Here is a 12,830-nt window from a genome sequence, read left to right as displayed (position 1 = left end):
GGATTTAAAGATGAGGATTCAATTAACGAGAAGTTTTTATGTTAGCGAATGATTTTATTGTTAAGAAATTAAAAAGCAAGGAGTTGCATGGTTTGTTGTGTAACAAATTGAGTGAAAGAGCGGATAGATTTGGCTATAGAGTGATTGGTGTTGGAGCGGGTAAAGAGACTAACGAAGTTACAATTGAGTGAGGAAAAGATTGTCAGATTGAATAGCAAAACCGCTTTAGCAAATGATGATGGTTTCATGTCGGATATTTTTGATGAATTTAATGAATTAAAGGCTAATAAAGAACCACAGAAACCTAACTCGATCTATTATGGGTATGGTAGCTCTTATAAGATCATTGATGTTCTTAACGATAAGGATGGTGATTTTATCAATTGTAAATTGTTTATCGTTAAGGAATTAGGGATTGATGAGTGTTTAGGGTTTTTGTGCCCCATGTGATTGATAATAACAACACCACTCTTGCTGATTTGCTTGAAAATGGCGAGCCTACAATATATTATGAAGTTAATTCTGCAAATATCAAGCGTTTTTTGGATAGAGGGCCTTACAACCTTGAGTGGTTGATAAGGAAGTATATGGAGGTTGGGTTTAGGAGTTACAAGGTAGAGCGGATACGAGGAACGGGATTTGCGATCAAATTCCACTATAAAAAGTGGGGGATTATGATTGATAGAGAAGTTAAAAGGCAATTCCCCAAATATCTTAAAGACTCAAAGAGGGTAGCCGTTAAAATAACAAGCAAGGTGTTTTACGAGTTGTCGAGAGGATCTCTGTTTGGCAACCACATCGGCAAAGATCCCATTCAGGCGATTCTAATGCGGGTGGAAAATAATAATCAATAGAATCTTGTTGGGTCTTAATCTTCTTATTTTTTAAATTAAAAGTCATTTTTTAACCCCTAAGACCGCACTGCAAAAATTATTGCACAATTAAAATCAAGCTCTTTAATATTGATTATAAAAATGCTTTTTATCATTTTTTATCATTTATGATTAACACTATTTTACAAAGGTTTGAGACGCTATAGAAGGCATGGCTTCTTTGCTAACTCTTGCATGATCAAGTGGCTATTATTGCCACTAGCCTTGTAATTTTGATGATACTATAGTGTCTTCTGCTCTCTAATATTTAGCTATCTGTTATTTTACCCTACATTGTTTTAACAAACAAATCCCATGCAAGCTATTTCAATTCCAAAGCTAAAAATTTTCCTGTATAGCTTTGGGTTTTTTCACAATTTTGTGCCACCTCTAAAGGCGTGCCGCTCGCAATGACTTTTCCGCCCCTATCCCCCCCATCAGGCCCCATGTCTATAATGTAATCAGCGTTTTTGATAATGTCTAAATTATGCTCAATCACTAGCATGGAATTGCCTAACGCCACCAAAGAATGCAAGACTTGTAAAAGGTGATTCACATCTTCAAAATGCAAACCGGTGGTAGGCTCATCTAAAATATAGAGGGTTTTGCCTGTGTCTTTTTTACTCAATTCTTTAGCTAATTTGATCCTTTGAGCCTCCCCCCCACTTAAAGTCGTAGCGTTTTGCCCTAAAGTGATATAGCCCAAGCCCACATCCATGAGCGTTTTTAACTTCACAGCGATTTTAGGGAATTTAGAAAAAAATTCATAAGCTTCTTCTACGCTCATATTCAACACATCGGCAATGGATTTGCCTTTCACCTTGATTTCTAAAGTTTGGGGGTTGTATTTAGTGCCCTTACAGCTATCGCATTGGACTAACACATCAGGCAAAAAATGCATTTCTATTTTAATATCCCCATCGCCTTGGCATTTCTCGCACCGCCCTCCTTTAACATTAAAGCTAAAACGGCTCGCGCTATAGCCTAAAACTTTAGCTTCTTTTTGCTCGGCAAATAAAATCCTGATTTCATCCATCACTCCCGTGTAAGTGGCAGGGTTGCTTCGTGGGGTTTTGCCTATTGGGGCTTGATCTAAATAAATCACTTTATCCAAATGCTCCAACCCTACAATCTCCACCCCATTCAAGCTTTGAATTTTTTTAGCATGGTTTAAAAGGGTTTGAGCGGTGGGTAAAAGGGTTTGTAAAATCAGCGAGCTTTTACCGCTCCCGCTCACCCCTGTAATGCACACCAATTGTTTTAAAGGGATTTGAACGCTCAAATTCTTAATGTTATTGATATTGACATTTTTAATTTCTAAAAAATGCTTTTCTTTAGGGAGTTCCAATTTAGGACGCTCAATCTTTTTAGTGCCGTTGAGATACAAGGCGGTAGAATGGTTATTTTGCAATAACTCTTCCACGCTCCCGCTAAAAACCACTTCACCCCCATGCCTTCCAGCCTTTGGCCCAATATCCACAACAAAATCCGCATGCTTAATCGTCTCTTTATCATGCTCTACAACAATGAGCGTGTTCCCCTTTTTTTGTAAATTCCTAAGGGTGTTGATGAGTTTGAGCGTATCCTTTTCATGCAAGCCAATGCTAGGCTCGTCTAAAACATACAAAACCCCTGTCAAACCGCTCCCGATTTGACTAGCGATTCGTATCCTTTGGCTCTCCCCTCCGCTAATCGTTCGCACATCCCTCCCTAAAGTCAAATACCCTAACCCCACATCGTATAAAAAAAACACCCTTTCTAAAATCTCTTTTAAAATGGGTTCAGCGATCTTTTTTTCTTGCTCGTTAAGATAGCTAAAATGCGTGGGATTATTAAAAAAGTGATAGACTTCTTCAATAGGCTTAGTTAAAAAATCCGCCATTTTCAAGCCAGCGACTTGGACGCTCAAACTTGAGGCTTTCAAACGATGCCCCTCGCACGAAGAACAGGTTTTTTCGCTCATGTAATCGCTCAAATCCTTTTGCTCTTTAAACATGTCATAAGCGATTTGAATAATGCCTTTCCAAGGGCGTTTTAAAGGGTTATTTTTAAAATGAAAGCTGATTTCAGTGCCGTTCCCATACAAAAGAGCGTCCTGTTGCTCTTTATCCAATTCGTTAAAACAAAGCGCAGTATCAATGCCATTATGTTCACAAAAGCCTTCAAACATTTGAGCGTAATAACTGCGGTTATACCCAAAAATCACTTTAATCGCTCCTTGATTTAAAGGCGTGTTAGGATCTAAAATCTTACTAATATCTAAGCTGAATTTTGTCCCCAAACCCAAACAGCTCTCGCACGCCCCTTTAGGCGAGTTGAATGAAAAACTCAAAGGCTCTAATTCTTCAAAACTCATCTTGCATTTAAAGCATGCCTTATGCTCGCTGTAATGCTTCCTGATGCTTGGCGCGTTGTCTTGCAAGATTTCCACTTCTAATTCCCCATAGCTTTCTTTAAGGGCTTTTTCTACTGCGCTAGCGATCCGTGAAGAATTTTCGTTATTGATAACGACTCTATCCACCACCGCTTCAATGGTGTGTTTTTTGGTTTTGTGCAAATGGATTTCTTCATCTAAACGCACCATCACCCCATCAACAAAAGCTCTCACATACCCCTTTAAACGCAAGCTCTCTAATTTATCGTTAAACGAACCTTTTTTATCTTTAATAATGGGGGCTAGAATAATGATTTTAGAATTTTCTTCTAAATGACAGATTTGAGAAATAATATCGCTCGCGCTCATAGAACTAATGGACTCTAAACATGTGGGGCAAAATTGCTCCCCAATCCTTGCAAACAACAACCTTAAATAATCATAAATCTCAGTGATCGTCCCCACAGTGGATCTAGGGTTTTTAGAAGTGGTTTTTTGATCAATGGCAATCGCAGGGGTTAGGCCTTCAATTTTATCCACATTAGGCTTACCCACTTTGTCTAAAAATTGCCTCGCATAGCTGGACAAACTCTCTAAATAGCGCCTTTGACCTTCAGCGTATAAAGTGTCAAACGCCAGAGTGGATTTACCCGAACCGCTTAATCCGGTAAAAACAACAAATTGGTTTTTAGGGATTTCTAAAAAAATATTTTTGAGATTATTTTCCCTAGCCCCTTGAATAATGATCTTATCCATAATGGTTTTATGTTGCAAGAGTTTCCTTAAAATAAGAAAGTGGATTAAAAGGAGCTATTATACTTCAAAAAAGAATGGTTTTATTATCATTTCTTATTCATAAGAGTTAAAAATATTTGCTTGATTAAGGATAAACATGCTATTATTTTGTGAGAAAATTTTAAAGATAGGAATGTAAAGGAATGGAATTTATGAAAAAGTTTGTAGCTTTAGGGCTTCTATCCGCAGTTTTAAGCTCTTCGTTGTTAGCCGAAGGTGATGGTGTTTATATAGGAACTAATTATCAGCTTGGACAAGCCCGTTTGAATAGTAATATTTATAATACAGGGGATTGCACAGGGAGTGTTGTAGGTTGCCCCCCAGGTCTTACCGCTAATAAGCATAATCCAGGAGGCACCAATATCAATTGGCACTCCAAATACGCTAATGGGGCTTTGAATGGTTTTGGGTTGAATGTGGGTTATAAGAAGTTCTTCCAGTTCAAGTCTTTTGATATGACAAGTAAGTGGTTTGGTTTTAGAGTGTATGGGCTTTTTGATTATGGGCATGCCGATTTGGGTAAGCAAGTTTATGCACCTAATAAAATCCAGTTGGATATGGTCTCTTGGGGTGTGGGGAGCGATTTGTTAGCTGATATTATTGATAAAGACAACGCTTCTTTTGGTATTTTTGGTGGGGTCGCTATCGGCGGTAACACTTGGAAAAGCTCCGCAGCAAACTATTGGAAAGAGCAAATCATTGAAGCTAAAGGTCCTGATGTTTGTACCCCTACTTATTGTAACCCTAACGCTCCTTATAGCACCAACACTTCGACCGTCGCTTTTCAGGTATGGTTGAATTTTGGGGTGAGAGCCAATATCTACAAGCATAATGGCGTAGAGTTTGGCGTGAGAGTGCCGCTACTCATCAACAAGTTTTTGAGTGCGGGTCCTAACGCTACTAATCTTTATTACCATTTGAAACGGGATTATTCGCTTTATTTAGGGTATAACTACACTTTTTAAACCCTTTAAAAAAGGGCATCTTTAAGTCCTTTTTAGTCTTTATAAAAAGGATTTTAGTTTGGGTTTTCGCATCTTAAAAAGCTAAGGTTGATTATAAAGAAACTTTTGAATGTAACCAACAAAGCCAATACCATTGAGCAAGCGTTTGGAAAATTCATCTAGAGGTTTTAAGGGGATTGTTTGCAAGAAATAGAGAGTTTGCACCAAAGCGTTTTGTTGCAAGAAGTTTTGCAAGCGTTCATGCCTTTAGAAGAAGGGGTTTTGATAGATTGCACTTTAGGGTTAGGAGGGCATTCTAAAGCGATTCTATCCCAAAAACCGCACCTAAAACTCATTGGCATTGATAAAGATAAGTTCGCTCAAGAAATCGCTAAAGAACGATTGAAAGCCTTTGAAGGGCGTTATCATCTCTTAAGTGGAGGTTTTGCCAAACGCTTTAAAGAAACCCTAGAGATTCATGGCGAGCGAATCAAGGGGGTTTTAGTGGATTTAGGGGTGAGCTCTTTGCAGCTTGATGATGATAACAGAGGGTTTAATTTCCACTCGCACACTCTGGATATGCGCATGGATTTAGAGAGCGGTTTAAACGCTCAAAAAGTCATCAACTCCTATTCTGTAGTGGCGTTAGAAAAAATCTTTAGAGATTATGGCGAGATCAAAGAATACAAAAAAATCGCCCATAAAATTGCAGAAAGGCGCGCTAAAAAACCCTTTAAAGACGCTAAGGATTTGAGCGATTTTTTAAGCTCTTTTTCTAAAAATAAAAAAATCCATCCAGCGACTTTGGTGTTTCAAGCCGTTCGCATAGAAGTCAATAGCGAATTAGAAGAGTTAAAAGAGTTTTTACAATGCGCTAGAAACCTTAAGGGAGCGATTTTGTGCGTGATTTCTTTTCATTCTTTAGAAGATGCGTTAGTGAAAAACGCTTTTAAAGATTACGCTAAAAATTGCATTTGCAATCCTTTAAGTTTCAAATGCGCTTGCTCTAACAATCACGCTTTAGGCGAAATTTTAACCAAAAAGCCCATCACTCCAAGCCCAGAAGAAATTAAAAACAACAGGCGTTCACGGAGCGCTAAAATGAGGGTTTTTCAATTCAAACCATGAACAAGTCCTATGAGTAAGCCATGAGTATAAAAAACAATTCTTCAAATGAAAAAGAACGCTTTGTGCGTATAGAAGAGGACGAAAAGAAAGAATTATTTGCTGGAACTGCAAATGAAAATTTGCACGGCCTTTCTTTAATGGCTTTAATAGGGGTATTGGTTTTTGGGGGCGCGTTTTTAGCTCTGTTGGTGCCTAAAATCTATTTGAGCAATAATATCTATTATATTAGCCGCAAAATCAACACCCTAGAAGATCAAAAACGCTTGCTTTTAGAAGAACAACAAATCCTAAAAAACGAATTAGAAAAAGAGCGTTTTAAATATTATATAGAGAATAGTGAAAATATTGGCGATATTGCGTTTTAATTTGTTTCAATACGAAATTTTAATCCCTTGTAAAAGCTTTAAATTTCAAAAAACAAACAAACAATCCCCTTAAATTGTATAATAAAGACACTATAAACTAAAAAGAGATAACCATGAGAAAACTATTCATCCCGCTTTTATTATTCAGGAAATAATATAGATGAAAAAAACGATTCTAGCGTTGTTTTTGTCAGTGTGCGTAGGGTTATCGTCTGTTTATGTAAATAACGCTTTGATTTTACAAACAGATTTTGGCTTAAAAGATGGGGCCGTCTCAGCGATGAAAGGCGTCGCTTTCAGCGTTGATTCTAATCTTAAAATCTTTGATTTAACGCACGAAATCCCCTCATATAACATCTGGGAAGGTGCTTACCGCTTGTATCAGAGCGCTAGTTATTGGCCGCAAGGTTCGGTATTTGTGAGCGTAGTTGATCCGGGCGTAGGCACTAAGCGTAAATCGGTGGTATTGAAAACTAAAAACGGCCAGTATTTCGTCTCGCCGGATAACGGCACGCTGACTTTGGTGGCGCAAACTTTTGGGATTGATAGCGTGCGTGAAATTGATGAAAAAACTAACCGCTTGAAAGGTTCTGAAAAATCCTATACTTTCCATGGTCGTGATGTGTATGCTTACACTGGAGCACGCTTGGCTTCTGGGGCGATCACATTCGAGCAGGTCGGGCCAGAGCTTCCCACAAAGGTTGTTGAAATTCCTTACCAAAAAGCGAAAGCAACAAAAGGGGAAATGAAGGGTAATATCCCGATTCTTGATATTCAATACGGCAATGTTTGGAGCAATATCAGCGATAAACTGCTCAATCAAGCAGGGATCAAACGCAACGATATATTGTGTGTAACTATTTCTAAAGGTTCCAAGAAAAAATACGAAGGGAAAATGCCGTATGTTGCAAGCTTTGGCGATGTTTTAGAAGGCCAGCCGTTGGTCTATTTAAACAGCTTGTTGAATGTTTCCGTGGCGCTGAATATGGATAATTTCGCGCAAAAACATCAGATTAAATCTGGTGCTGATTGGAATATTGGTATAAAGAAGTGCACTAAGTAAAGCACTTTTTAGAAAAATTGAGAGATTCGAAGATTCTACCAAACTTTTATTAACACAGCCTAATTAATGTTAAATTAGCCCTAAAACAAACGCTTGTTTTTAAAATTTTGTTTCAATACGAAATTTTAATCCCTTGTAAAAGCTTTAAATTTCAAAAAACAAACAAACAATCCCCTTAAATTGTATAATAAAGACACCATAAACTAAAAAGAGATAACCATGAGAAAACTATTCATCCCGCTTTTATTATTCAGCGCTTTAGAAGCGAATGAGAAAAATGGCTTTTTCATAGAAGCTGGGTTTGAAACCGGTCTCTTAGAAGGTGCACAAACCCAAGAAAAAAATTACACCACGACTCAAACGGCCACAAAAACCACCACGAACAATTACAATTATTTACCCCTAAACTCCGTTTTGCAAAGAGCGGCTAATCTGTTTAAGGATGCGGATATATCCAAATTATCGTTTTCCTCTTTAAGCCCTGTTAGGGCGAATTTAGATTTGAGTGGCCATTTAACGATAGAAAACTTCCTACCTTATAATCTGAGCAATGTTAAGCTCAGTTTTACAGACGCTCAAGGCAATGTGATCGATTTAGGCGTGATAGAGACACTCCCTAAGCAATCTAAAATCGTTTTATCTTACCAGCAATTCAATGAAACCAAACAGATTTTTGATAATATTATGGAGGAGCACAAGAAGTTCTATGAAAAAGAAGCTGAACGCAGGAAAAATAAAGCAACTAGCAGTGCTAGTGGAACTAAGCCTAGCTTCACTTTCCCCACTTTTGAAGTCTTGAGCACGCCCCATTCTGATCCTAACACGCAAAGGGTGTTTGAAGCGCTCAGTAAAATCAACACCGATCTGGTCATGAAATACAGCGATACAAATAATTTTGAAAGCGCCAAAGATAAGACGGAAAAATTCACCGCTAAAACCGCCGAAGAATTCACCAATTTAATATTAAACATGGTCGCTGTCTTAGATTCCCAATCTTGGGGCGATGCGATTTTGAACGCTCCTTTTGAATTCACTGATAACAAGGAAAGTGGCGAATGCACCAATAAGGGCGATAGTAATGATAATTGCGTCTATCCCCAAAAAAATGGGCTTGTCAAATCTAATGTTGATAAAAAATATGTGTTAAACAAGCAAAGCATCGTCAATAATTTCAGAGGCAAAACGGATTTGGATGTGAGTCTTTTGAAAAATGCTGGGGTTGATGGGCTGGGTTCTAATACTACTCCCACAAATAATGATGATGGCAAGAATTACGGCCAATTAGCCGTAGTCGCTTCGGCTCTAAACCCCCAAAAACTCTTTAATAACAACCTTAAGACGATCAATTTAGAGGATTTAAGAGCGATCTTGCATGAATTCAGCCACACCAAAGGCTATACTCATAACGGGAACATGACTTATCAAAGGGTGCCAGTAGTTGGTAGTGACGGCCAACAAGAGAAAAAAAATGATGGTGCATTAAAAGACTCAGATGGTCTTACCTATAATGTGTGTTCGCTTTATGGGGGGTTGTTGGATTTCATCACCACTTACTCCAATAAAAATAACTCTATAGGCATTCAAACCAGAAGGAACTTTTCATCATCTTTTGGCATCTTTGGTGGGTTAAGGGGCTTGTATAACAACTACTATGTGTTAAATAAAATCAAAGGAGCAGGAAATTTGGATGCAGTGACAGGGTTTAATTACCGCTATAAGCATTCTAAATATTCTGTAGGGATTAGCATTCCTTTAATCCAAAGAAAAGCGAGCGTCGTTTCTAGCGATGGCACTACTACGAACTCTTTGGTTTTTAATGAAGGGGCTAGCCATTTTAAAGTGTTTTTTAATTACGGGTGGGTGTTTTGAGCGTGAAATCCATTGATAGACATAATCTTTTTTTAAATAAAAGCCTTATTTTTGTCTTTTTTTCGTATAATAAGATTTAGTTAGTATTGATAGTGGTGCGTTAAGATTTTTCAATCTTGCGTGATCAAATCAATATTTCTTAATCAGATCATAGCTTTAATATTCAAAATAGTATAAAAAGGAAAGTTATGTATGCGGCTCATCCTATTAAACCCCTAAAAGCCCCTAAACTCAAAACTCAATTTTTAAGGCGTGTGTTTGTGGGTGCGTCTATTAGGCGTTGGAATGACCAAGCATGCCCTTTGGAATTTGTGGAATTAGACAAGCAAGCCCATAAAGCGATGATCGCGTATTTGCTCGCTAAAGATTTAAAAGACAAGGGTAAAGACTTAGATTTAGATCTTTTAATCAAGTATTTTTGCTTTGAATTTTTGGAACGCTTGGTTTTAACCGATATTAAACCCCCTATTTTTTACGCCCTCCAACAAACGCACAGCCAAGAATTAGCCTCCTATGTCGTGCAAAGTTTGCAAGATGAAATCAGCGCGTATTTTTCTTTAGAGGAACTAAAAGAGTATTTAAGCCACAGACCCCAAATTTTAGAAACCCACATTTTAGAGAGCGCGCATTTTTATGCGTCTAAGTGGGAGTTTGATATTATTTATCATTTTAACCCTAACATGTATGGCGTGAAAGAAATTAAAGATAAAATTGACAAGCAACTCCACGATAACGAGCATTTGTTTGAAGGGCTTTTTGGGGAAAAAGAAGATCTGAAAAAATTGGTGAGCATGTTTGGGCAGTTGCGTTTCCAAAAGCGTTGGAGCCAGACCCCAAGAGTGCCGCAAACCAGTGTTTTAGGGCATACCTTATGCGTGGCGGTGATGGGGTATTTGTTGAGTTTTGATTTAAAAGCTTGTAAAAGCATGCGGATCAATCATTTTTTGGGCGGGCTTTTCCATGATTTACCCGAGATTTTAACTAGAGACATTATCACGCCCATCAAACAAAGCGTTGCAGGGCTTGATCACTGCATTAAAGAAATTGAAAAAAAAGAAATGCAAAACAAAGTCTATTCCTTTGTCTCTCTGGGCGTTCAAAAAGATTTGAAATATTTCACCGAAAACGAGTTTAAAAACCGCTACAAAGACAGGTCTCATCAAATCATTTTCACTAAAGACGCTGAAGAATTATTCACGCTTTATAACAGCGATGAATATTTTGGGGTTTGTGGGGAGCTTTTAAAGGTGTGCGATCATTTGAGCGCGTTTTTAGAAGCTCAAATCTCTCTTTCTCATGGCATTTCTAGTAACGATTTGATTAAAGGAGCTCAAAACCTTTTAGAATTGCGATCCCAAACAAAACTGCTTGATGTGGATTTAGGGAAATTGTTTAGGGATTTTAAATAGCGCGATTTTAATCAACACATCAAAATAGGTTTTTCAAGCACGCATCAAATAGAGCTTTTTCCTTTCGCTTGAAGAAGCGATGTTGAGCAGTTGGCGGTATTTGGTGATCGTTCTTCTTACCATTTTCAAATGGAATTTTTCTTCAATGAGTTCTAAAATCTTAGCGTCGCTCAAAGGCTCTTTTTTGTCTTCGTTTTTAATCAATTCTAAAAGATAGTCTTTAATCACAGCGTTTGAAGTCTCGCTATTGTCTAAGGCGGTGCTAAAGAAATGCTTAATAGGGAAAACCCCCCTTTCGCATGCCAAATATTTATTAGAAATGGCCCTTGAAATCGTGCTTACAGAGTGGTTAAACTCATTGGCTAAATCCAATAATTTTAAAGGGCGTAATTCCTTACCCTTAAAAAAATCGTATTGATATTCTAAAAGCATGAGGCCGATTTTATAAATCGTGGCTTTTCTCAAATTTAGCGCATCAATCAAATCTTTAGCCTCTTTTAATTTTTCTTTTAAATAACCGCTATCTTTAAAGCAATTTTCTTCTAAACTGATCGTCGGGTAGCTCTCATCATTCAAACGCACGATGATTTCATCATCCACTTCTACAATAAAAAGCTCAGGAATGACTTCTATTTCTTTTTCTAAAAACTCAATGGCTGGGGGGTTTTTAAAGGATTTTAAAATCTTTAAAGCCTTTTCATAATAAAAATCTTTAGAAAATTCATGGTGTTTTTCTAAATTTAAAATGATTTTTCGCGTTTCTTCATAAAGCTCATTATTGTCCAATTCCCTACTCTCTAACTGGAATAAAAAGCTCTCTTTCACATCTCTAGCGCCAATGCCAGCGGGATTAAGATAACTAAAACGCTTGCGCACTTTCTCATAAACTTCGCTCTCTACCCCTAAAATTTGAGCCCTTTCTTCAATGCTTTCTTCAAAATACCCTTCACTATCCAGTCCGTTAATAATATCCATAGCAATTTTTTGAGAGGTTTCAGTGGGAAAGAGGGGGGGAATGATTTGAGCTTCTAAGGTTTCAAAAAGGCTTTTAGATGCGATTGTTAAATTTTCTAAATGATCGCTGCTATTTTTAGCGCTAAAACGATCGCTAAAATTTTTGATGCGTTTGTTTTCAATTTTGATTAAGGGGTTATCCAGGGCGTTTTGTTTCAACACCTCTTCTAAATCTTCAAGCTCGCTTTGTAAAATAGGAAGCCACCCTTTTAAGGTAGCGTTTAATTTGTTTTTAGGGCTAATGTTTGTGCGTAAAACCGCCATGTCTATACCTTAAAATTTTCCCCTAAATAATACTTACGCACCAAAGCGTTTTCATAAATTTCATTAGCGTTCCCGCTCGCTAAAAGCGTGCCGCTTTTAATCACATACGCCCTATGGCACACGCTCAAAGTCTCTCGCACATTGTGATCAGTAATCAACACGCCGATGTTTAATCCAATCAAGCTTTCAATGATTTTTTGAATGTCAATCACCGCAATCGGATCCACGCCTGCAAAAGGCTCATCTAATAGCACGAATTTAGGGTTTTTCATTAAAGCCCTAGCGATTTCTACGCGCCTTCTTTCTCCCCCACTCAAGCTCATGCCCTTGCGCTCTCTTATGGCTTGGATATTAAAAGCGTCCAACAAGCTTTCCATTTTTTCTTCACTCTCTTTAGAGTTTTTAAAAGTGCTCTCCCCTGCTAGGGCTAGATTCTCTTCCACGCTCAATTCTTTAAAAATGCTGGATTCTTGGGGCAAATAGCCTATGCCTAAGTTAGAACGCTTGTGTAAAGGGTATTTAGCTAAATTCACATCGTTTAAATAAACGCTCCCCCCACTAGGCTCTAAAAGCCCGCATATCATATAAAAGGTGGTGGTTTTACCCGCCCCATTAGGCCCTAAAAGCCCCACCACTTCGCCGCTTTTCACTTCTAAAGAAACATCTGAAACGATTTTGGTTTTTTTAATCTGTTTGTTTAAATGCTCTGCTTTTAAAATATCCATTCAAGCGA

The 12,830-nt window shown here is 37.8% G+C and carries 12 protein-coding genes; 9 read left to right on the top strand and 3 right to left on the bottom strand.

Annotation, left to right across the window (positions count from 1 at the left end; all coding sequences use genetic code 11):
• Positions 1-38 precede the first annotated feature (38 nt).
• The 3 genes from AA974_RS08025 to AA974_RS03005 are packed head-to-tail and all read left to right on the top strand — an operon-like array spanning position 39 to position 854.
• Entirely contained in the window at positions 39-191 is a 153-nt protein-coding gene (locus AA974_RS08025; RefSeq protein ID WP_230380962.1) for a hypothetical protein, read from the top strand.
• A gap of 16 nt (positions 192-207) precedes the next feature.
• Positions 208-450, top strand: a complete 243-nt coding sequence (locus tag AA974_RS08020) for a hypothetical protein (protein WP_230380961.1) — start codon at positions 208-210, stop codon at positions 448-450.
• The gene (locus AA974_RS03005; RefSeq protein ID WP_230380960.1) at positions 423-854 is read left to right on the top strand and encodes a hypothetical protein; all 432 of its coding nucleotides are present in this window, start codon (positions 423-425) and stop codon (positions 852-854) included. The genes AA974_RS08020 and AA974_RS03005 overlap by 28 nt, the downstream gene beginning before the upstream one ends.
• Before the next feature lie 340 nt (positions 855-1,194).
• Here the strand turns inward: AA974_RS03005 and uvrA are convergent, their stop codons facing one another.
• Complete coding sequence (gene uvrA / locus AA974_RS03000; RefSeq protein ID WP_196207233.1) at positions 1,195-4,020, bottom strand: excinuclease ABC subunit UvrA; 2,826 nt, start codon at positions 4,018-4,020, stop codon at positions 1,195-1,197.
• A gap of 164 nt (positions 4,021-4,184) precedes the next feature.
• Here uvrA and hopE point away from each other — a divergent pair, with 164 nt between their 5' ends.
• The 6 genes from hopE to AA974_RS02970 all read left to right on the top strand — a co-directional run bounded on the left by hopE (position 4,185) and on the right by AA974_RS02970 (position 10,819).
• Positions 4,185-5,006, top strand: a complete 822-nt coding sequence (hopE, locus tag AA974_RS02995; protein ID WP_000395381.1) for a Hop family outer membrane protein HopE — start codon at positions 4,185-4,187, stop codon at positions 5,004-5,006.
• A gap of 180 nt (positions 5,007-5,186) precedes the next feature.
• Positions 5,187-6,113 (top strand): 16S rRNA (cytosine(1402)-N(4))-methyltransferase RsmH, encoded by a 927-nt coding sequence (gene rsmH / locus AA974_RS02990; protein ID WP_064433359.1) that lies wholly within the window; start codon positions 5,187-5,189, stop codon positions 6,111-6,113.
• A gap of 20 nt (positions 6,114-6,133) precedes the next feature.
• Positions 6,134-6,478 carry a hypothetical protein gene (locus tag AA974_RS02985; RefSeq protein WP_064433358.1) on the top strand — a complete coding sequence of 115 codons (345 nt, stop codon included), beginning with the start codon at positions 6,134-6,136 and terminating at the stop codon, positions 6,476-6,478.
• Positions 6,479-6,638: 160 nt separating this feature from the next.
• Complete coding sequence (locus AA974_RS02980; protein WP_064433357.1) at positions 6,639-7,541, top strand: SAM hydrolase/SAM-dependent halogenase family protein; 903 nt, start codon at positions 6,639-6,641, stop codon at positions 7,539-7,541.
• A gap of 219 nt (positions 7,542-7,760) precedes the next feature.
• Complete coding sequence (locus AA974_RS02975) at positions 7,761-9,410, top strand: hypothetical protein (RefSeq protein ID WP_064433356.1); 1,650 nt, start codon at positions 7,761-7,763, stop codon at positions 9,408-9,410.
• Between the two features lie 188 nt (positions 9,411-9,598).
• Positions 9,599-10,819 (top strand): HD domain-containing protein, encoded by a 1,221-nt coding sequence (locus AA974_RS02970; RefSeq protein ID WP_064433355.1) that lies wholly within the window; start codon positions 9,599-9,601, stop codon positions 10,817-10,819.
• A gap of 33 nt (positions 10,820-10,852) precedes the next feature.
• On the opposite strand, the gene AA974_RS02965 is transcribed toward AA974_RS02970, so the two are convergent.
• Entirely contained in the window at positions 10,853-12,097 is a 1,245-nt protein-coding gene (locus tag AA974_RS02965; RefSeq protein ID WP_064433354.1) for an RNA polymerase factor sigma-54, read from the bottom strand.
• Positions 12,098-12,099: 2 nt separating this feature from the next.
• Positions 12,100-12,822 (bottom strand): LPS export ABC transporter ATP-binding protein, encoded by a 723-nt coding sequence (gene lptB, locus AA974_RS02960; protein ID WP_000353241.1) that lies wholly within the window; start codon positions 12,820-12,822, stop codon positions 12,100-12,102.
• Between the last annotated feature and the right edge of the window lie 8 nt (positions 12,823-12,830).

The organism is Helicobacter pylori (assembly GCF_001653475.1).
Lineage (GTDB): Bacteria > Campylobacterota > Campylobacteria > Campylobacterales > Helicobacteraceae > Helicobacter > Helicobacter pylori_CM.
This window is presented reverse-complemented; position numbering and strand designations above follow the sequence as displayed.

What these genes read in the sequence shown, in the direction of transcription:
- AA974_RS08025 (WP_230380962.1), top strand. Translation starts at nt 39, where the DNA reads ATGTTAGCGAATGATTTTATTGTTAAGAAATTAAAAAGCAAGGAGTTG.
- hopE (WP_000395381.1), top strand. Translation starts at nt 4,185, where the DNA reads ATGGAATTTATGAAAAAGTTTGTAGCTTTAGGGCTTCTATCCGCAGTT.
- AA974_RS02985 (WP_064433358.1), top strand. Translation starts at nt 6,134, where the DNA reads ATGAGTATAAAAAACAATTCTTCAAATGAAAAAGAACGCTTTGTGCGT.
- AA974_RS02980 (WP_064433357.1), top strand. Translation starts at nt 6,639, where the DNA reads ATGAAAAAAACGATTCTAGCGTTGTTTTTGTCAGTGTGCGTAGGGTTA.
- AA974_RS02975 (WP_064433356.1), top strand. Translation starts at nt 7,761, where the DNA reads ATGAGAAAACTATTCATCCCGCTTTTATTATTCAGCGCTTTAGAAGCG.
- AA974_RS02970 (WP_064433355.1), top strand. Translation starts at nt 9,599, where the DNA reads ATGTATGCGGCTCATCCTATTAAACCCCTAAAAGCCCCTAAACTCAAA.
- AA974_RS02965 (WP_064433354.1), bottom strand. Translation starts at nt 12,097, where the DNA reads ATGGCGGTTTTACGCACAAACATTAGCCCTAAAAACAAATTAAACGCT.
- lptB (WP_000353241.1), bottom strand. Translation starts at nt 12,822, where the DNA reads ATGGATATTTTAAAAGCAGAGCATTTAAACAAACAGATTAAAAAAACC.